The organism is Pedobacter puniceum, from assembly GCF_009674685.1.
Classification (GTDB): domain Bacteria; phylum Bacteroidota; class Bacteroidia; order Sphingobacteriales; family Sphingobacteriaceae; genus Pseudopedobacter; species Pseudopedobacter puniceum.
In genome coordinates this window covers 891,666-912,214 of sequence record NZ_WKJI01000001.1, presented here as the reverse complement: position 1 = coordinate 912,214, position 20,549 = coordinate 891,666, and the positions used below count along the sequence as shown (strand labels likewise).

Genomic DNA, 20,549 nt, shown 5'->3' with positions numbered 1-20,549 from the left:
AAGAATTATATAGATTTAATAATATCTCTTAATCCTAATGATTTGATGATAGCTCTATATCTGCTGATATCTTTTTTGAAAAGATAAGCTAATAAAGCTCTTCTCTTACCAACCAGTTTCTGAAGTGCTAACTGGGTAGAGTAATCTTTTTTGTTTTTCTTTAAGTGACCAGTTAAATGCGCAATTCTGTAAGTGAATAATGCGATTTGACCTTCTGCAGAACCAGTATTGGTTTCTACCTCACCATGTTGTTTGAAGATTTCTTTCTTCTTCTCTGAACTTAAATACATTACTTGAATAATATTAAAGCGTAAAAAAATTAATTAATTGCCTGCAAAGGTAAGGCTAAAAAATTAAATATCAAATCATTATTCCGCATAATTGTTGATGTCTAATTCCCAGCTATAATCAGCATAATTAATTGGAGGTTTTTTATCCTGTGGGATGAGCTTAAAATCCTTCAATATCTTTAAAACACCTGTTTTACCACCAAAATCGCCCCTAAACCAACTCATTAATGGACTTACCATAACTTTGTTTTCTGAAGATTGATACTTTACAACCTCAGTTAGATAAGACCTTGTTGCCTCTTGCAACTGCTTGTCTAATGTTTCTGCCTTATAAATTCTTACAGGAGGACAACTTTTTGCACCACAATTTAAAGCAAAATGTATACGATAATCTCTTTCTGAAACTCTTAGTTCTTGCTCTATTTTAGGAGGAAATATTTTACTGATATAACCTAAACCAAACTTAAATTGCGATTTCCTGATGATACCATTTTCTATATCATCAAAACTAAAATCATGCTCTGCAATTCTAATTTGTTTAGCTGTAAAAAAATCACTTCTATCTTTAAACTTATCTGGTTGCTCTTTTAAAATTGCTATGATGTAAGCATTATAAATATTTATCCAAAAAGCCATACGCTGGTTATCATTAACCAATTTTTTTATCAATTCATCCTGTTTTGTTTTGGCTAGTTTATCTTGAATATCTTTTACTGATTTCCCTTCTTTAAGCTTTATCAACATTTCTTCTGAGAGCTTATTGTATGAAGTACCGGTAACTTTACTTTGCAGATAGTTTGCTTTTTTTACTCCGCAAGAAACCATTCCTAAAGTAAATACAAGGGTAAATATCAGGTTAGTAACAATATTCATCTCAAATGTTTTATTTTTCAAATCTTAATCTCTAATATAGACGTAATTATCACTAATCTGGTTTTATTAAATTATATCTATGGTATCTATCAGCGTAATTATTCCTACTTACAATGAAGAAGACAACATACAAACATTGCTTAGGCACTTAAAAAAGGCAGAAAATTTCCAAGAGATAGAAATATTGGTAAGTGATGGTGGTAGTACAGATAAAACCAAGCAGATTATTGAAACAGAAGGATTTACATGTTTACAAGGTGGACAAAAATCTAGAGCCAAACAACTAAACTTTGGAGCTAAGCATGCTAAAGGCTCTATTTTGTATTTTGTACATGCAGATAGTTTGCCGCCTTTAACTTTTGTTGCCGATATTAAAAATGCTATTCAAGATGGTTTCCCTATTGGCTGTTATCGATTTAAATTTAACTCGCCCAAAAAGATTTTAAAAGTTAACGCTTATTTTACCCGTTTTGATAGGTTGATGTGCCGGGGCGGTGACCAATCTTTATTTATAACTAGAAAGATTTTTGACGAACTTCAAGGATATGATGAGTATTATAAAATTATGGAAGATTATGATATCATCATTAGAGCAAGAAAAAAGTACGCATTTAAAATCATTCCTAAAGATATTATCGTATCTGCAAGAAAGTACGACCATAACAGCTATTTCAAAGTTAACATCACCAATTTAGCTGTTTTCATCATGTTCTTTTTAAAAGTAAACCAGGATAAGATGATAAACTTTTACAGAAAAATGCTGAACCATCAAGAAAGCGAACTAAAATATTAGCATGACAAAAAAAAATATCTGCGGAATACAGCAAATAGGTATAGGTTACAAAAACATTGCGGAGTCTTGGAAGTGGTATATCAAATATTTTGGTATGGATGTACCCGTTTTTGAAGATACGGCAGAAGCAAAACTCATGACTAAATATACCGGTGGACAAGTTTTTAACCGACATGCTATTTTAGCTATGAATATGCAAGGTGGAGGTGGTTTTGAGCTTTGGCAATTTAAAAACCGAGAGCCTCAAAACCCTAAAGAAGCCATTAAAATGGGAGATTTAGGCATCCAAATTGTAAAAATTAAAAGCCCTGATGTACAAAAAGTATATGATTTCTATACAAAAGAAAATCTGAATTTACTTAGTCCGCTGATGAAATCGCCGGAAGGCAAATTACACTTTTATGTAGCAGACCCTTATCAAAATATTTTTGAAATTATAGAGAGTAAAAACTGGTTCAATTTAAAAAAACAACTAACAGGAGGCGTTGCCGGTGTAGTTATTGGCGTTTCTGATATAAATCAATCTCTAAAGCTTTATAAAGACATATTAGGTTATGATGATATAATTTATGATATAAGCAGCATTTTTGAAGATTTTAGCGGTTTACCCGATGGAAACACCGTTTTTAGAAGAGTTTTATTAAGACATAGCCAAGCAAAATCTGGTGGCTTTAGCAAACTTCTAGGTTCAACAGAAATTGAGCTTATCGAAAGAAAAGATAAACAAGGTGTTAAAATTTACAAAGACAGGTTTTGGGGCGATACTGGCTTTATACATATTTGTTTTGATGTTATTGGTATGCAAAGCTTAAAAGCAGAGTGCGCTGCCGCAGGATTTAATTTTACTGTAGATAGCTGCGATAGCTTTGACATGGGGAAAGCTGCTGGTCATTTCTCTTATATTGAAGACCCCGATGCTACACTTATCGAATTTGTAGAAACTCACAAAGTACCTATCATTAAAAAACTAGGTTTATTCTTAAGTTTAAAGAACAGAAATCCACATCAGAACTTACCAGATTGGATGGTGAAACTACTAGCGCTAAACCGAGTGAAGTGTTCTTAATAATGCATGATGAAGCTCTTTAATACATTGGTATTTATCGGGATGTTTCATTTTTAATAGTTTGAGCTTCATTTTACCTATTATGATAAGGTAGTTTTCTGACAAGTAATAATGTAAAATACTCGTAAAAAGCAAAACCCCAATGTAGAAACTATCAACATCAATCATCACAAATAAAAGAACAATAAGTATCATGTAAATGATGTAAATAAAAGTAGCGGAAACCATTCTTACAGCACTTATAAACTGTTTATCTTTTATCTGTTTTAAAATTTGACTTACCCCAAAGCTAGGCAGATAATTAACTATAAAACCCATTAGCACCAATGGAAGCATAAAAATCAATATCGATACTTTTAAAATACCTAGATTATGAAAAGCTTTTAACGTGATGCTATTTACATAAAGTAGATTTTTTAATTCTTCTACTTTATTCTTGGTAGCTATAAACAGACTTTGGTTTTCTTCTTTCTGTGTTTCAAAATGAGTAATTATTTTTTTCGAGCGATTTACAAAAGGTTCATCAGCCAAATTTTGTTTAGAAAGCTCAAACATAAATTCATAAAAGCTATCATCAGCAGTATTAGGAATAATCAACATTTGAGCAGTAATGCTAGAGCGAATACTTTTTAAAAGTAATTGTTTACGATTTTTTAATTCATCTTGAGGGTTTAATTCATCTATTAAAATTAAAGGCAATGCAGTTACACTTACCTGTGTTTGTAACTCATAAGCTTGCTCATAATCAATAGTTAGGGATAAAACTGCTATATTTTTGAGATCATCCCTTAAAGCTAAATCTGCTATACCGCTTTTAAAGTCTCGCAACCTTTTTTCTACCACGCAGTTTCCTTCCGGAAAAATAAGTATAGCTTCATTTTTTTTGAGTAAAGTGGCACATCTATCAAAAATTTCATTATTGAGTGTTAAAGCCTCTCTCCCATCCCTAAGCCTATAAATTGGCATCATATTTAGTCTTGTTAGAAACCACCGCTTTATCGGACTATTAAAAACATCGGCTCTAGCCAGGAAATGAATTTTTCTAGGTATAAGAACTGCTAATAAAACCGCATCTAAGAAAGAGTTGCCGTGGTTACTACAAATAATTAATGCTTGATTTTGAGGTATAGCTTTTAGTGCATGAGTGTATATTTTTTTAAAATAAACTTTAACAACTAAACTAAATAGGAAATGAAAAACGCGGTATACCATGAATATCAAAACCTAAAACTAAAAGAATTTCATTTAATATTTAAAAGCAATTTATGGAAATAGCCCTAGTCTTGGGATTACTTTTACTAGCCATCATTTTATTTGCTACAGAAATTGTTTCTGTTGATGTGGTGACCATCTTTCTTCTTATTTCTTTATCCCTTTTGGGGATTTTAACTCCTGAAGAAGCCTTTGAGGGTTTTTCAAGTGATTTCATCATCATATTAGCTTCAATTTTTGTAATGGTTGGCGCTTTAAAAAAGACCGGAGTTATTGATACTTTCATCTCAAGAGTAATCAACGTAAAAAAACAATCGCCAACGGTACTTACCGTCATCATTATGCTGTTTGCATCCTTAACATCGGCATTTATGAATAATACCACGATTACTGCTTTAATGCTTAATCCAACCATAGGATTATCCAAATTATCAGGTTTAGCTCCTTCAAAAGTCTTAATGCCGTTGGCTTTTGCATCAATTTTAGGGGGCACTTGTACATTAATTGGCACTTCTACCAATGTAGCGGTAAGTGGTTATATAGCTAAACAAGGACTAGAAAGAATTGGCATGTTTGATATTGCTCCTATAGGTTTTATTTTATTAGGTGTAGGGATATTATTTATGCTAACCATTGGCAAAAAAATGCTACCGGTTAATTCTAAAGAAGATTTAGAGGAAGATTATGCTGTAAGAAAATACCTTAGTGAAGCTGTTATTCTAGAAAAATCGCCCATGGTTGGACAAAAAATGATAGAATCTGAGATTGCAAAAATGGGCTTTAGCATCATCTCTATCATCAGAAATAAAACAAAGTTTATCCCCAACAGATATACCAGATTAAGCTTAGGCGATACCTTAATTATAAAAGGAGATATTGATGAGCTTTTGAAAATAAAAGATATCCCTGGTGTTGAGATAAAAGCCGATTTATTAGATTTTAATACCAAAGATGATGAATTACACCTAGCAGAACTGATGGTTTTGGGCAGATCTGACGTGATTAGAAATACCGTAGAAAAACTAAACTTTAGACAGCGTTATGGCATAAGTATTTTAGCTATTTTCCGCAAAGGAAAAACCATAAGCGATAAAATAGGGAAACTACGTTTACAAATTGGAGATTTGATATTAGTACAAGGTAATAAAGAAAGTATAGATCTTATTCGTACAGAAATAGATGATTTTATTATTCTTGAAGATTATAAACCGAATTTAAACTTGCGTAAGAAAGGTATTTTAACGCTATCTTTTTTCTTACTTGCTATTATTTTAGGAACTACCGCTATCATGCCTTTAGCTATTGCATTTTTATTCGGAGCCTTTTTAACAGTAGCTTTTAGATGTATCAATGCTAATGAAATATATGAAGATATAGACTGGCGTTTATTGGTTTTAATTGGCGGCATGAGCGCTTTTGGTATCGCCATGACAAAAACCGGAGCAGATAAATTTGTAGCAGATTTTATCATTCAGATTTTTGAACCTTTAGGCCCTTATGGTATTTTAGGTGGCTTTATCCTATTAACCGTTTTGCTAACTCAGCCTTTAAGCAATGCTGCTGCTGCTTTGGTAGTTTTACCTATTGGTTTGCAAACTGCAGCACAATTACAAATTAATCCTATCACCTTTGCTATTGGTATTATGATGGCAGCTTCCGTTTCGCTGCTTACCCCATTTGAGCCTTCTTGTATTTTAGTTTATGGGCCAGGCAAATACAAATTCTTTGATTTTGTTAAAATAGGTGGTTTATTAACCTTAATTTTGATGGTTATTTTATTGATAACCATACCCATATTTTTTCCGTTTTAGATGACAAATTTTAGCAGGTTTACCACCAACCATAAAGTACGACCAGACGATATAGACATGTTTAACCATGTACATAACAGTAAGTACCTAGATTATGTATTAGCCGCCAGATACGAACAAATGGACACGCATTACGGCATGTCTATGGAGAAGTTTTTAGAGCTAGGTTATGGCTGGGTGGTGCAAAAAGTAGAAATAGCATTTAAAAGACCTTTAGGTTTAGGAGACCATTATAGCGTTACAACAGGCTTAGTGGATATTAACCATAGAGGCTGCAAAGTAAGTTTTGAAATTAAAAACCTAAAAAACAACAAACTAAGTGCCGATGGTTGGTTTGATTTTGTGATGATAGATTTGAAAACTGGTAGAGGTGTTGAAGTAAGCGATGAAATGATTGCTAAATATTCTATTTGATAAATTGGCTTCTTTCTTCTAGCGGCTATTGGCACTAGGCTTTCCAATCCTAGCCTGATAGCGGCCTCTATTTTTTCTTATAATGACATTTTCGCACAAGCCTTTCCGGCCTCATAGGCGGCCAACCCTATTCACTTTTTTCTTGATAAAAATTGAACAAAAAACGAGGAACGAGTTCATGAATGCCTAAGAAAAACTATAAACAAAAAATGAATAAATCAAGGCTGATGAATATTTGTCGTTGCGTCTAAATAAATCTTTATCCACAATCCTGAGTGGTGTGAAGGGTTTTGCTTGATGAAAGTATTTACAACACCCGTCGGATTGTTTCCTGATACTGCCTTATGAGAGTTTCTAAAAAAGATTTATTTGACTTTACTTCCAAATCTTCATAGGCCGTCCTTCGTTCTTCGGAAAGATTTTGTTTAAGTGTATAAGGCAGTCTCCCAAATATCCATTTTTTAGGCTCTTTTTACTTTCTACTCCCAGAAAGGAACAACCATTCATAAAAAACAGGCTATCCCGAAGCGCATGAGCAATCCACGAGAGCCGGAAAGACTAAAAAACAACAGAAGAAATTAAAAAATCTTACACAACCAAGCCTATAGCGAACGCGGTTTTGCGTTCGAGTTTCTACTAACTTTCATTAACCACTTGCTAGCAAAAATAAGCGCTCACTGTTTTTTAGTGTGGGAATGCCTTGTGCGGCAATGGCTCCTGTGGGACTGTTCAGGACTTTTGGTTCCTTTTGGTCCCGCAAAAGGAACGAGCCCAGCCGGCGATAGAGGCGTAAAATCGAAAAACCAATGAAGCACTCGTTGCAAACGAGCGCAAGAAAGGTTAGATTGTTAGGCCGAAATATCCAATATTTAGGCATCTTTCTACTTTCTACTCTGTACTTTATATAATTCCTAAAATACCCGCTTTTTAGGCATCTTTTTACTCTGTACTTTATACTTTACACTTTAATAAAGCCACTATTTCAGGCTCTTTTTGCTTTCTACGCTGTACTTTATACTTTAAACCTCATACAATCGTCCTCGGTCATCAGACTCCCTACCTACTTCGCCAACGCCTCCTCTATCAATAAAGAATAAAAATCTTGCATGCTTTGGCCTGTAGCTCTCACCTGTTGCGGAATGATGCTATTAGCAGATTGCCCCGGAATGGTATTAATCTCGATAAAATAAAAATCTTGTTGTTTAGATTCTAATATAAAATCTATCCTCACCATACCTTTGCAGTTCAGTTTTTGGTATGCTTTAGAAACTATTCTACTTACCCTATCCTTTACGCTAACATCAATTTCTGCAGGAGTAATTTCTTCGGTAATACCATCGGTGTATTTTGCTTCAAAATCGAAAAACTCTTTCTGAGTCTTAATCTCAGTAATAGGTAAAACCTTAATCTCGCCCTTTTCTTTATAAATACCAACAGTAAATTCTCTTCCTGATACAAATTCTTCTATTAAAACCTCAGACCCCTCAGCGAAAGCTTTTTTAACAGCTTCATCTAAATCTGCCCAATCATTCACTTTAGACATGCCAATGCTACTACCGCCATTATTAGGTTTTATAAATAAAGGTAGTTTTAGTTTCGCTTTAATTCTATCTTGATTGTATTCATCCATTCCAAATAATTGGATAGACTGCGCCGTAAACAATTCATCTACATCCCTAACAATAGCTTTAGAATAAGCCTTATTCATGGTAATAGCAGAAGTGGTAGTATCGCAACTGGTATAAGGTAAACCTATTAAATCAAAATAACCTTGTAGTTTTCCATCTTCACCAGGCTCACCATGAATAATAATAAAAGCACAATCAAATGTTATTTTCTCGCCATTTACATGGATGCTAAAATCATTTTTATCAACAAAAGTTACAGTACCATCTGCTGCTTGGTAGTACCATTTATCTTTTTCTAAAATAATTTTATAAACCTGATAAGGTGCTTTAGATAAACTTTCTTCTACCTGTGCCGCACTTCTTAAAGATACTACAGCTTCGCCAGTAAAACCTCCGGCAACTAGGGCAACATTCTTTTTCATCATGGGCCAAATATAATTTTAAATGATAACATATAACTCTTAGTGAACTAAAAAAAATTGATTCTATTTCCTGAATTTTGGCTAAGTTTGAGGTATTATTTTTGATTCAATTTTACTAAATGAATAAATTTTTCAAGTACCTGGCAACTCCCGAATTTCGCAAACAATTAATCATTGCTTTTGCCGCCATTGTGATTTTATTATTTAGTGTATTCTTAAGTTTAAGATATTATACTCGCCATGGCGAAGGTTTACCAGTTCCAAATCTTAAAGGTTTAGATATAGAAAGTGCTATTAAATTATTAGAGGCAGATGGCTTCAGATATCAAATAGATTCTGTTTTTGTGATGGATAAGAAACCGGGCTTAGTTTTAGAACAAGACCCAGACCCAGAGACGAATGTAAAAACCAATCGTATTATTTATTTAACCATTGTAAGCTCACAAACACCCGATGTAAGTTTCCCGGATATAGACCATAAAACTTTAGTAGAAGTACAAGCTATTTTAGCCAACTATGGCTTAAAACTTGGCGATACTACCTATAAAGCAGATATAGCTCGAGATGCTGTTCTAGCTTATTCCTATGCTGGACAACCTTTGCGGGTTGGTCAAAAAATACCAAAAGGCTCTAAAATTGATTTGGTTTTAGGAGATGGTATGGGTGCTAGTGAAATTGAAGTGCCAGATTTACGCGGACTTACCTTAAGCGAAGCCAGATTCTCTTTAAAAGGCTCATCCTTAACTTTGGGTGATGTTTTATTTGAGGGTAATGTAAGCGATACTTCTAATGCTATCGTAATCTCACAAACGCCTTCTGTTCAAGATTCGGTAGTAAAAGTAAGCATCGGTACACGTATCAATTTGGTATTATCTAACCAATAGTTTATTTATGGATGATATTCTAGCAGAAGAATTTATAGCCCTGCAACAGTCTGGAGCCTTGGAAAACTATTTACTTTTAGATGTAAGAGAACCTTTAGAATTTCATACACACAATATAGGCGGTATAAACATCCCGTTAGGAAAATTACAAAACCTTATTGATGAAGAGGAGATTGATTTTGATACAGAACAGACCATCATTGTTATTTGTCAAAGAGGCTTAAGAAGTAAGACAGCTAAAAGCATCTTAAACCAAAACGGTTTTAAAAACGTTAGAAATCTTATCGGTGGATTATTAAAATTAAGACAGATATAAATTACCCTTTTACCCAACATGGCTCAACAAAAAACATCCAATTTAAGAAAAATTGCCATTGCATTATTCATTATTGTATTTGCTGCTAGTGCTTTTATTTTACCCAAAATATACTTCAAATTCATCGCAGATAATGTAAACATTAGCGAAAAAACTTATTTGTACATCCCTTCTAATGCAGATTTTAAGCAGGTTAAAGATTCCTTAGATGCTAAAGCGCAATTTAAGCGTCCAGAGTATTTTTACGATTTAGCAAAAGAACGTGACTTAGAAAAGAAATTTAAACCTGGTAAATATGCCTTAAAACCCGGCATGAACAATAGAGCTATCATCAATATGTTGATTGCCGGTAACCAAGAACCTGTTCAAGTATCTTTCAGAAACTTAAGATTAAAAGAAAATTTAGCAGCTGCTATTTCAAAGAAACTAGAGTTTGATTCTCTACAATTTATGCAATTGTTAGATTCTACAGCATTTATAGAGAAATATGGCTTTAACAGGGATAATGTATATACCCTTTTTATACCCAATTCTTATGAAATGTACTGGAATGTTTCTGCCGAAGATTTCTTCATCAGGATGCATAAAGAATACAGCAGCTTTTGGAATGCAGAACGTAAACAAAAAGCAGAAGCTTTAAATTTAAGTCAGCAAGAAGTATCTATTTTAGCCTCTATTGTTGATGCCGAAGCTTTAATGGATAAAGAAATGCCTACCATTGCAGGTTTATATTTAAACAGACTAAAAAGAGGTATTAAATTAGAAGCAGATCCTACCGTGATTTTTGCTAATCAAGATTTTACCATTAGAAGAGTATTAAATAAACACTTGACTAAAGCGTCTCCATATAATACTTATCGTGTAACTGGTTTGCCTCCGGGGCCCATCATGATGCCTTCTATCAATGCGATTGATGCTGTTTTAAATTACGAAAAGCACAATTATATCTATATGTGTGCTAAAGAAGATTTTTCTGGCTACCATAACTTTGCCGATAATTTAGCAGACCATTTAGCAAATGCTCGCAAATTTCAACAAGCATTAAATCAAAGAAACATCAAAAAATAAGGCATGTTTAGCTACGAAACCAAAATCAGGGTAAGATATGCCGAAACAGACCAAATGGGTTATGTTTATTATGGCAATTATGCAGCTTTTTATGAAGTTGCTCGTACAGAAATGCTTAGAAGTTTAGGCATGACATACAAGTCTATGGAACAAGATGGCGTGATGATGCCCGTATTAGAAATGCGAACTAAATATTTTAAACCCGCAAAATACGATGAAAACATCACTGTTAAAGTAACCATCAAAGAAAAACCAGGAGTAAGAATTGTTTTTCATTACGACATGTTTAATGAACAACAAGAACACCTCAATACAGGCGAAACAACTTTGGTTTTTGTAGACATGCAAAAGAATAAGCCATGCTCGCCACCAAATAACTTCATGGAAAAAATTAGTGTATTTTTTGATTAACTTCGTTAAATGCAGTGGCTACATAACTTTTTATATAGGTTTAGATTTTATCAGCATATTATAGAATGGACAAAGGTTTTAATTTTACCGGGCTTTAGTCCGCTACCCTTTTATACCGTAGCCGTATTTTTCTTCCAAGAAATTAAGAAAGACTCTTTAGTAAATAAAGCATCTTCACTTGCTTACAATTTTATGATGGCTATTTTCCCCTCCATCATTTTTCTTTTTACGCTTATCCCCTATATCCCTATAGATAATTTTCAAGACCAATTGATGACGGTTATAGCCTTGGTATTGCCTAAAAATGCTTATTTAGCTTTAGAATCAACCATTGAGGATATTGTTAAAAATCAAAATGGCAAATTATTATCCTTAGGTTTTATTTTGGCCTTATTTTTTGCCACCAATGGTATACATACCTTAATGCAGGCTTTTAATAAATCATCTTTGATTATAGAAACAAGAGGCTGGTTAAAACAAAGAATTGTTGCTTTTAATCTTACTGTTCTTATCGCTTTTTCTATTATCTTGGGGATAACCGTTCTTATAGTTGGCGAGTTTATTATCAACACCTTTAGAACAGGTTTAAATTTAGATAGTAATGGCTTTTGGATTTTCTTAATTACCATTACCCGATGGATTATCATTATAGCTGTATATTTTATTACCACTTCTTTACTTTATAGATATGGCCCTGCAAACTCTAAGAAATGGAAGTTATTTAGTGCTGGTTCTTGGCTAGCTACCTTGCTTGCCATCATTAGTACTATAGGTTTTTCGTATTACATCAATAATTTTGGAGCTTACAACAAATTATATGGCTCCATTGGTACTTTGCTAGTGGTGATGATTTGGCTTTACATCAACTCGCTTATTCTATTAATTGGTTTCGAGCTAAATGCCAGTTTAGATTTATCAAAAAGGAGTATCAAAATTGTAAAGCCACGATTTAACTCTTTCAAATCAGAGCCTCAAAACAAAATCAAAACACCTTAATATGACAACAAAACAAGCCCCTTACCAGTTTTCTAGTTTAATTGCCGAAGAACAAATTAAAGAAGGATTAAGCAGACAAATTTTTGGTTATGATGACCAAGTGATGATGGTTAAAGTATTTTTCAAGAAAGATGTTATTGGCGATTTACATGCCCACCCTCATGTACAAGTGAGTTACGTTGCCGAAGGAAGCTTTGAAGTTTATATTGGTGATGAAACCCAAATACTAAGAAAAGGCGATGGATTTTATATTAAACCCGATACTATACACGGCGTAAAATGCTTAGAAGATGGTATTTTAGTTGATGTATTTAACCCTTTAAGAGAAGATTTCATCTCTTAAAAGTAAGCCAAGTAGCTTTTTAATAATTTTAATGTATTGATAAATAAAAAGTTAAGTTAAAAAATAGAAAAATAACATTTTCTACTTTGGAGATTTGCTTTGAGTTTGTACTTTTGCGGCGGAGAGTTGGCAGAGTGGTCGATTGCGGCAGTCTTGAAAACTGTTGACTGTAACAGGTCCGGGGGTTCGAATCCCTCACTCTCCGCCCAGCATAAAAAAGCCTTAAAATCTTATAATTTTAAGGCTTTTTTGGTTATAAAATTACACGCTAAAACTTAACCCAAAATCTCACCAACATGCTTTTTAATATTGATACAAATGGCATCAAGAGGTAAATCATTAGCATCGGTACCAAAAGGGTTTTCTATTTCTTCTGCAATAAGCTCTAAACTGGCAAAGGCATATAAAATAAAAACCACTACCGGGATGATATAATAGCCCAAACTAAAAACCCAACCGAAGGGTAAAGTCATCACAAAAAAGAAAATAAACTTCTTGATAAAAACACTGTAAGAAAAAGGTATTGGTGTATTTTTAATTCTTTCACAAGCACCGCAAATATCGGTAAAAGACATCGCCTCGCTGTTCAAAATCAATAATTGCTCTGCTGAAAGTTTCTGCTCTTGATGCAATTTAAAGAGCTTATCATACATGGCATGAGCAATTTGATTGGGTAAATGCTTCTCTTTATGTAGATCTAATTCAGGATTTATTTCATGGTAATCTTCATTCTCTCTTAAATGGCTTTTAAGAGCAAAAGCATAATTAGGAATCATGTTATTAAAAAACTTCCTATCATCAGCAGCTAAAAAAGCTTTTAATTTGATGGCAAAATTTCTAGAATTATTGGTTAAAGCTCCCCATTGTTTTCTGCCTTCCCACCACCTATCATAAGCCGTATTCGTTCTAAAAACCAATAAAAGCGAAATTACAAAACCTAGCATACTGTGCATCAGGCTTAAATTTTTCACATGACTACTTTCTGATAGTTGCCAATATTCTAATTCTAAGTAAGCTACCAAACCAGCATATACGCTAACAGCCAACATAAGCGGTAAAAGCTTTCTAAAAGTGTCTGCTTTATGTATCTGAAAAATAAAAGTGAACCACTCTTTAGGGTTATAATTAATCATGTAATAGGTTTATATGATATTTTCTATAATAAGTTGATGATTTTCTCTAGCCACAATTTATCTAGTTCGTCAAATGCGGTTAAAGTATCGCTATCTACATCTAAAACACCCCAAACTACATCATTTTTAATTAAGGGAACAACAATTTCTGATTTTGATAAGCTGCTGCAAGCAATATGCCCAGGGAAAGCATCTACATCTTCTACAATAAGCGTTTTAGCTTGTGCCCATGATGTTCCGCAAACGCCTCTGCCCTTTTGTATTCGGGTACAAGCTACCGGACCTTGAAACGGACCTAAAACCAGTTCTTCATCCTTAACTAAATAAAAACCTACCCAAAACCAATTAAACTGTTCTTTTAACGCTGCCGCGATATTAGCCAGATTAGCAATCACATCTGTCTCGCCACCTAACAATGCCTCTATTTGTGGGTAAATAGATTGGTACTGTGCCTCCTTATGCCCTTTAATTATTTTTAAATCCTCTGCCATAGCACAAAAATAACATCGCTAATTGTAAAGCGTTTAAAAATCTAGAAAAATAGCTCCTTTTTACAATTGTAACAGAATTAATAAATGCTATGTAGGCTATTTTACTTAATTTTCTCCATCTCACGTTTATAATTTTTATCATGATGATAACTAAAAAAGTCCTTTTTACATTTTCATTAAGTGCTTTAGCCTTAGGAAACATCAGTACCAAACCTTTTGATGAAGGTATGTTTCCGCTAAGCGAGGTTTCTAAACTAGATCTTCAAAAAGCCGGGTTAAAAATCCCACAGAAAGAAATTTATAACCCCGATAGTACCAGCTTGATAGACGCTTTGGTTAACGTTGGCGGTTGTACGGGTTCTTTTGTTTCTGAGAACGGGTTAATCATTACCAACCACCATTGCGCTTTCTCTGCCGTACAGTTGGCCAGTACTGCCGAAAATGATTATTTAACCCATGGTTTTGTGGCCAACAAACCTGAACAAGAAATTGAAGCAAAAGGCTTAACCTGCCGTATTACAGATTCTTATGAGAATGTATCTGAAGAAATATTAACAGCAGTTAGCGGAGTTGATGATGTATCGCAACGCCAGAAAATAATTCAGGAAAAAATAAGAATTATAGAAGCCAGAACAGAAGCAGCAGATAAAAGTATTGATGCTGAAGTGTCTGAAATGTTTATAGGCAAAAGCTATGTTTTGTTCAAATATAAAATCATTAAAGATGTTAGATTGGTTTACGTACCTAAACAAAATGTAGGCGAATTTGGTGGCGAAACCGATAATTGGGTTTGGCCAAGACATACTGGCGATTTCTCTTTCATGAGAGCTTACGTGGCACCTGATGGTAGTGCAGCTAGCTACGCTAAAGAAAATGTTCCTTATAAACCTAAAAAGCATCTTAAAATAAATGCTGGCGGTGTGAAAGATGGCGATTTTACCTTCATGTTGGGCTATCCTGGCAGAACGTTTAGGCATCGCCCAGCTCAATTTATTGCCTACCAACAAAATTACCAATTACCTTATACGGCAGATTTATACGAGTTCCAAAATAAAACCATGGAAGAGGTTGGTAAAAGCAAAGGACGTACAACAGAACTAAAATTGGCAACACGTATTAAACGCAATGCCAACGTTTTAAAAAATTATCGTGGCAAGTTAAAAGGCTTAAATAACATCGAGCTGTTAAAACAAAAACAAGAAGAAGACAATCAACTGGTAAGCTACATCAACCAAAATGCTAATTTAAAACAGCTATATGGTAATTTAATGTATGAGATAGATGATATCTACAAACAAATCAATAACAGTGCTTATCAAGAGTTATGGTATGCTCAAGTTTATGGTTCAAGTAATTTGTTAAGAGTAGCAGCACAAATTAATGGTTTTAAAGATGCTTTGTTAAAACAACCTTTGGATAAACGAGAGACTTTCTACAACACTAATCTTCCTCGCTTAGAAAAAGCCATCGCTAGTTTATATGACTCTTATGATATTGATGTAGATAAAAAACTACTAAATAATATGTTAGAGAGAGCATCTAAACTTCCACTTAACCAAAAAATAGCTGTTATAGATAAAAATACTCGAGGCTTTAACAGCTCAGAGCAAGCTCAAAAATTCATCAATAACCTATTTGCTTATAGCCGATTAAGCAATGAGAATTTCACCAAAACCTTAATCAAAGACATCAAGCAATTGGTGGTTTATAATGATCCTTTCCTCAGTTTTGAGCAAGAGCTCTCTAAAGAAGTAGCTTTAAAAAAGCTTACGCAAGATAAAAGAGAAGCAAAGTTAAGCAAGCTCATGGCTGATTATGTGACGGTTAAAGAACAGTACCTACAAAAGAACTTTATCCCCGATGCTAATAGCACTTTACGTTTAACTTACGGCCATATCAAAGGCTTCTCTCCTGTTGACGGCAGCTATATGCTTCCCTTCACCAGCGTTAAAGGCATTATTGAAAAAGGAAGAAGCGGAAATGTAGATTATCAATACCCAGAACAAATTAAAACCTTATGGGAGCAGAAAGACTTCGGCCCGTTTAAAATGGCCGAGCTAAACGATGTTCCTGTATGCTTTTTATATGATATGGATACTACGGGTGGCAATTCTGGCTCTCCGGTTTTAAATGCTTATGGCGAGCTTATTGGCGTAAACTTCGATAGAGCTTACGAAGCAACCATTAATGATTACGCTTGGAACGAAAATTACAGTCGCTCTATAGGTGTAGATATCCGCTATGTACTTTGGGTAGCATCTAAAATAGATAAGGCAAGCGGCGTCTTAAAAGAATTAGGTGTATAAGCACATTAATTCTTAACATTCAAAAACTTATCAACTTTACATCATGGTTGGCTTTAAATTCCCGAAATTAGCCAACCATGATTGTTTCTATCACTATTGTAAGATACCCTAAACGCTATATTCCATTAGCCTTTTTCGCTATGGCGATACATCGCTTTCCTCTTTGGATAAACAAAGCATGTACATTCTGGAAATTGATGGGCTGTGGCAAAAACGGCACCTTCGATATTAACCCAGATTACCAGCAGTGGGGTTTATTTGCTGTTTGGAAAGATGAAGATGATTTCAGAAAATTTCAAAACAGCTCTTTCATAGCCAAATGGTGGCAAAAATTCACCACCGAGCAATGGACGGTTTTGTGCGAACCTGTAGATGCCCATGGCAAATGGGATGGCAAAGAACCTTTCGGGAAACCTAAAATTAAAGGTCATGAAGGTATGGTTGGCGTCCTAACCAGGGCAACCATTAGACCATCAAAACTTAAAAATTTCTGGGCCAACGTACCAAAAGTTTCTGCTATCATGAATAGCTCACAAGGTTTCATCACCTCGGTAGGTATTGGCGAAGCTCCTTTTATTAGGCAAGCCACCTTTTCTGTTTGGAACTCCTTAGAAGACGTAAAAAAATTCGCTTACCGCGATAAAGAACACGCCGATGTGGTAAAACTTACCCGTAGCGAAGACTGGTACAGCGAAGAGCTTTTTGCCCGCTTCAGAATCATCAGCAGCGAAGGCACTTTGATGGGCAAAAACCCGGTTGCCGTTGGTTTTTGATGGATTGAGTTTTGATTGAATGATTGATTAAGCGATTTTGAATTTTGAATTTTTCTTTTTGAATTTTTTATCAACCAACAACTGATAACCGACAACTTAAAACTGATAAATAACCCTTATGCGAGTAGTAGCAGAATTACCACATCCGGAATGTAAGATTACCATCTTTTCTATGAACATGAAGTATATCATCAAGTTTGAGCAAGGTACTTTAGAGCAAACTTACAAGCTTTCTGAAATGGATTTAATCAACGGAGTTGATAGCGTATTTGAACTCTTAGATGAAGACTTTATCAAGCGAGTAAGTGCCAGATTTCAGGACATGAGAGCCGATTTTATGGCTACTTGGAAAAAGTATAATTAGCACTTCACACAAAACACATAAAAACCTATAAAATAGATAGTTACAAACTTAAAACCCATTAAACAGAATATAATTTTGTGATATTTAGCAAACAAAGACTCAAAACGTCTATAAAGCAAAACAAACACATTAAATAGAATTTATAAAATACTGTAATACAAATTTTTAAATAATCATAAAAAATATAATTCTGCACTACTAAAACGCCAAATAAATGATAAGTAAGTTCGAAATTAATAGCCTTAACCCCCAAATCAAAGAGCAAGTACAACACATCATTAATCATAAAACAAAGCCTCTTGGTGCCCTCGGAATTTTAGAAGATTTAGCACTAAGAATCTGTCTTATCCAAGAAACGGTATCACCTAAAATTGCATCTCCTACTGTGGTAGTTTTTGCTGGCGATCATGGCATCACCCAAGAAGGTGTTAGTCCGTACCCACAAGAAGTAAGCTGGCAAATGGTCATGAATTTTATAGCTGGTGGTGCAGCCATCAACGTCTTTACCAAACAAAATGGTTGGGATATTTTGGTAGTTGATGCTGGGGTTAACCACGACTTTGACCCAGCCCTACCTTTACAACATTTAAAAGTTGCTAAGGGAACACAGAACTTTTTACATAGCCCCGCCATGACGAAAGCACAACTAGATGAAGCTTTAGAGAAAGGTACCAACTTGGTTAAACAAATTCATGCTAAGGGCAGCAACTGTATAGCCTTTGGCGAAATGGGTATTGGTAACACTTCTGCCGCAGCAGCCATCATGCATAAAATTACAGGCATTGCTATGGAAGCCTGCGCTGGCAGAGGAACGGGCTTAAATGATGAAGGACTGGAAAAGAAAATTGCTATTCTCAAACAAGCTATCATCAACAACCCTGCTTATACACCTGAGGAGATTTTACAAACTTTTGGCGGCTTTGAAATCGCTATGATTGTAGGTGCTATGCTTAGCGCTGCACAACAAAAAATGCTGATTGTGGTAGATGGCTTTATTGTGAGTTCTGCGCTGTTAATTGCACATGCACTTTACCCACAAATTTTAGACTATTGTGTTTTTGCTCATCAATCAGACGAAACCGGCCATAAACAAATGCTCCAATTCTTAAAAGCAAAACCTCTTTTAAACTTAAATATGCGCTTAGGCGAAGGTACTGGTGCCGCATTAGCTCTGCCAATCATCCAAGCATCGGTAAACTTTATCAATGAAATGTCTAGCTTTGAAAGTGCTGGAGTGAGAGAGTCGGAGGACCGATGACTGTAGTCCGAAGTCTGGGTGGAGAGTCTGAGGACCGAAGACGGATGACCGAAGTCTGGGGTAAAAGTCCGACGACCGTGGACCACTGTCCGAAGTCTGGGTGGAGAGTTTGAAGTCCGAGGACTATTGTCCGAAGTCTGGGTGGAGAGTAAAAAGTAGAAAGACTGGGTGGAGAGTAAGAGACGCCTAATTATCTAATTAATAATGAACTAATGACTAATGACTAATCACCTAACAAACTAAAGCACTCTTTATCTAATGAATAATGAACTAATGACTAATCACCTAACAAACTAACCAACTAACCAACTAACAAACTAATCACCTAACACAACAATGAAAAAAGAAATCAGGATATTTTTTACCGCGATGATGTTCTTTACCAGAATACCTTGTCCGCCTTCTACAGACCATTCTGAGGAGTATTTAAATCGCTCTAGCAAGTACTTCCCTCTTATTGGTATCATTGTAGGGTCTTTATGTGCTTTGGTGTTCTGGCTGGCTTCTTTTGCCTTTTCTTTAGAATTATCTTTACTTCTGAGCATGGTAGCTTCTTTACTCATCACAGGTGCTTTTCATGAAGATGGCTTTGCCGATGTTTGCGATGGTTTTGGTGGCGGCTGGACCAAAGAGAAAATCCTCACCATCATGAAAGACTCTAGAGTTGGTACTTATGGTGTTGCAGGTTTAGTATTGATTTTAGCTTTAAAATTCACCGCTCTAAAAGAAATCGGACCAAGCTTTATCATTCCGGTTTTAATTGCTGGACATGCTATTAGTCGTTTAAATAGTGCTATCTTGATTTATACTGATGAATATGCCCGGGAAGATTTATTGAGTAAAGCTAAACCCCTAGCTACTAAAATGAGGAAAGATGATTTCTTCATCGCTATAATTTTTGGTATTGCACCTCTCCTGTTTTTTCCTAATCTATGGATTTTATTAAGCATCATCCCTTTACTTTTGGTAAAAGCTTATTTCAGTAGGTATTTTAACAAATGGATTGGCGGCTACACTGGCGATTGCTTAGGTACTGTACAACAAGTTTCTGAAGTGGTATTTTACCTTAGTACCATCCTCATTTTTAAATATTTTGGTTAATCATGAATATCTATTTCATTAGACATACAGAGGTTTACAACCCCAACAAACTTTGTTATGGGCAATCAGAAATTCCTTTAGCAGAGAATTTTACTGCACATTTCGATTGGTTACAAGATAGCTTAGAAAGTTCGCTTGAAAGCCCTACAGCTTTTTACAGCAGTCCGTTTAGAAGATGTAGCAAACTTGCCGATTACCTATCTAACGGTAACTTTATTACAGATGAACGTATTGCTGAACTACATTTTGGAGATTGGGAAATGCAAGCTTGGGATAAAATTAACCCCAAAGAGCTAGAACCTTGGATGGCCGATTTTGTAAATTATAAAATCAACAATGGAGAGAACTTCTTAGAACTTTATGAACGCTCTACCGCTTTTTTTGAAGATATTTTAACAACACCAAACAAAGATATTGTGATAGTAACCCATGCCGGTGTGATACGCTCTATTCTAGCTTATGTACTAGATTTCCCTTTAGAACACGCTTTCAATCTCGAGATTAGCTATAGTTCGATTACTAAAATTGTTTATCAAAAAGAGTTTAAAAGTACTAAAATAGCTTTTGTGAATAGAACGGAAAGGGTTTGAGGTTAA

The 20,549-nt window shown here is 34.8% G+C and carries 22 protein-coding genes and 1 tRNA gene; 17 read left to right on the top strand and 6 right to left on the bottom strand.

From position 1 onward, the window contains the following. Window positions 1–5: 5 nt before the first annotated feature. Both rpsO and GJJ64_RS04100 read right to left on the bottom strand, forming a co-directional pair. Window positions 6–290 carry a 30S ribosomal protein S15 gene (gene rpsO, locus GJJ64_RS04105; protein WP_154286468.1) on the bottom strand — a complete coding sequence of 95 codons (285 nt, stop codon included), beginning with the start codon at window positions 288–290 and terminating at the stop codon, window positions 6–8. 78 nt (window positions 291–368) lie between these two features. Next, a complete protein-coding gene (locus tag GJJ64_RS04100) occupies window positions 369–1,184 on the bottom strand; it encodes a DUF547 domain-containing protein (protein ID WP_229655455.1) in 816 nt (271 codons plus the stop codon). Between the two features lie 58 nt (window positions 1,185–1,242). On the opposite strand from GJJ64_RS04100, the gene GJJ64_RS04095 reads away from it, so the two are divergent. After that, window positions 1,243–1,956, top strand: a complete 714-nt coding sequence (locus GJJ64_RS04095; protein ID WP_154286467.1) for a TIGR04283 family arsenosugar biosynthesis glycosyltransferase — start codon at window positions 1,243–1,245, stop codon at window positions 1,954–1,956. Between the two features lies 1 nt (window position 1,957). Beyond that, entirely contained in the window at window positions 1,958–3,022 is a 1,065-nt protein-coding gene (locus GJJ64_RS04090; RefSeq protein ID WP_154286466.1) for a VOC family protein, read from the top strand. Here GJJ64_RS04090 and GJJ64_RS04085 read toward each other — a convergent pair. Then, a complete protein-coding gene (locus GJJ64_RS04085) occupies window positions 2,999–4,234 on the bottom strand; it encodes a 1-acyl-sn-glycerol-3-phosphate acyltransferase (protein ID WP_154286465.1) in 1,236 nt (411 codons plus the stop codon). The genes GJJ64_RS04090 and GJJ64_RS04085 overlap by 24 nt on opposite strands. A 53-nt stretch (window positions 4,235–4,287) precedes the next feature. Between GJJ64_RS04085 and GJJ64_RS04080 the strand changes: the two genes are divergently transcribed. Further along, window positions 4,288–6,045 carry an SLC13 family permease gene (locus tag GJJ64_RS04080; protein WP_154286464.1) on the top strand — a complete coding sequence of 586 codons (1,758 nt, stop codon included), beginning with the start codon at window positions 4,288–4,290 and terminating at the stop codon, window positions 6,043–6,045. Beyond that, window positions 6,046–6,459 carry an acyl-CoA thioesterase gene (locus tag GJJ64_RS04075; RefSeq protein WP_039455186.1) on the top strand — a complete coding sequence of 138 codons (414 nt, stop codon included), beginning with the start codon at window positions 6,046–6,048 and terminating at the stop codon, window positions 6,457–6,459. A 1,060-nt stretch (window positions 6,460–7,519) separates the two neighbouring features. Here the strand turns inward: GJJ64_RS04075 and GJJ64_RS04070 are convergent. Then, window positions 7,520–8,512, bottom strand: a complete 993-nt coding sequence (locus tag GJJ64_RS04070; protein ID WP_317162900.1) for a D-alanine--D-alanine ligase — start codon at window positions 8,510–8,512, stop codon at window positions 7,520–7,522. A gap of 116 nt (window positions 8,513–8,628) precedes the next feature. On the opposite strand from GJJ64_RS04070, the gene GJJ64_RS04065 reads away from it, so the two are divergent. The 7 genes from GJJ64_RS04065 (at window position 8,629) to GJJ64_RS04035 (ending at window position 12,732) form a co-directional block, all read left to right on the top strand. Continuing rightward, on the top strand, window positions 8,629–9,393 hold the full coding sequence (locus tag GJJ64_RS04065; RefSeq protein WP_154286462.1) for a PASTA domain-containing protein: 765 nt from the start codon (window positions 8,629–8,631) through the stop codon (window positions 9,391–9,393). 7 nt (window positions 9,394–9,400) lie between these two features. Further along, complete coding sequence (locus GJJ64_RS04060) at window positions 9,401–9,709, top strand: rhodanese-like domain-containing protein (protein ID WP_154286461.1); 309 nt, start codon at window positions 9,401–9,403, stop codon at window positions 9,707–9,709. Window positions 9,710–9,727: 18 nt separating this feature from the next. Next, on the top strand, window positions 9,728–10,777 hold the full coding sequence (mltG, locus tag GJJ64_RS04055; protein WP_154286460.1) for an endolytic transglycosylase MltG: 1,050 nt from the start codon (window positions 9,728–9,730) through the stop codon (window positions 10,775–10,777). 3 nt (window positions 10,778–10,780) lie between these two features. Beyond that, on the top strand, window positions 10,781–11,188 hold the full coding sequence (locus GJJ64_RS04050; protein WP_154286459.1) for an acyl-CoA thioesterase: 408 nt from the start codon (window positions 10,781–10,783) through the stop codon (window positions 11,186–11,188). A gap of 9 nt (window positions 11,189–11,197) precedes the next feature. After that, entirely contained in the window at window positions 11,198–12,184 is a 987-nt protein-coding gene (locus tag GJJ64_RS04045; protein ID WP_149074136.1) for a YihY/virulence factor BrkB family protein, read from the top strand. Between the two features lies 1 nt (window position 12,185). Continuing rightward, window positions 12,186–12,527, top strand: a complete 342-nt coding sequence (locus tag GJJ64_RS04040) for a cupin domain-containing protein (RefSeq protein WP_149074135.1) — start codon at window positions 12,186–12,188, stop codon at window positions 12,525–12,527. Window positions 12,528–12,647: 120 nt separating this feature from the next. Beyond that, window positions 12,648–12,732, top strand: a tRNA-Ser gene (locus GJJ64_RS04035). A gap of 70 nt (window positions 12,733–12,802) precedes the next feature. Here GJJ64_RS04035 and GJJ64_RS04030 read toward each other — a convergent pair. Continuing rightward, window positions 12,803–13,660 (bottom strand): bestrophin family protein, encoded by an 858-nt coding sequence (locus GJJ64_RS04030; protein ID WP_154286458.1) that lies wholly within the window; start codon window positions 13,658–13,660, stop codon window positions 12,803–12,805. Window positions 13,661–13,683: 23 nt separating this feature from the next. Then, window positions 13,684–14,151 carry a GAF domain-containing protein gene (locus tag GJJ64_RS04025; protein WP_154286457.1) on the bottom strand — a complete coding sequence of 156 codons (468 nt, stop codon included), beginning with the start codon at window positions 14,149–14,151 and terminating at the stop codon, window positions 13,684–13,686. Window positions 14,152–14,297: 146 nt separating this feature from the next. Here GJJ64_RS04025 and GJJ64_RS04020 point away from each other — a divergent pair, with 146 nt between their 5' ends. The 6 genes from GJJ64_RS04020 to cobC all read left to right on the top strand — a co-directional run bounded on the left by GJJ64_RS04020 (window position 14,298) and on the right by cobC (window position 20,543). Then, entirely contained in the window at window positions 14,298–16,457 is a 2,160-nt protein-coding gene (locus tag GJJ64_RS04020; RefSeq protein ID WP_449421286.1) for a S46 family peptidase, read from the top strand. 77 nt (window positions 16,458–16,534) lie between these two features. After that, window positions 16,535–17,230 carry a DUF3291 domain-containing protein gene (locus tag GJJ64_RS04015; protein WP_154286455.1) on the top strand — a complete coding sequence of 232 codons (696 nt, stop codon included), beginning with the start codon at window positions 16,535–16,537 and terminating at the stop codon, window positions 17,228–17,230. A 118-nt stretch (window positions 17,231–17,348) separates the two neighbouring features. Then, a complete protein-coding gene (locus tag GJJ64_RS04010; RefSeq protein ID WP_026904744.1) occupies window positions 17,349–17,594 on the top strand; it encodes a hypothetical protein in 246 nt (81 codons plus the stop codon). Window positions 17,595–17,808: 214 nt separating this feature from the next. Next, window positions 17,809–18,852 carry a nicotinate-nucleotide--dimethylbenzimidazole phosphoribosyltransferase gene (gene cobT, locus GJJ64_RS04005; protein WP_154286454.1) on the top strand — a complete coding sequence of 348 codons (1,044 nt, stop codon included), beginning with the start codon at window positions 17,809–17,811 and terminating at the stop codon, window positions 18,850–18,852. Window positions 18,853–19,188: 336 nt separating this feature from the next. Further along, a complete protein-coding gene (locus tag GJJ64_RS04000; RefSeq protein WP_154286453.1) occupies window positions 19,189–19,953 on the top strand; it encodes an adenosylcobinamide-GDP ribazoletransferase in 765 nt (254 codons plus the stop codon). A 2-nt stretch (window positions 19,954–19,955) separates the two neighbouring features. Then, window positions 19,956–20,543, top strand: a complete 588-nt coding sequence (cobC, locus tag GJJ64_RS03995; RefSeq protein ID WP_154286452.1) for an alpha-ribazole phosphatase — start codon at window positions 19,956–19,958, stop codon at window positions 20,541–20,543. Window positions 20,544–20,549: the final 6 nt, after the last annotated feature.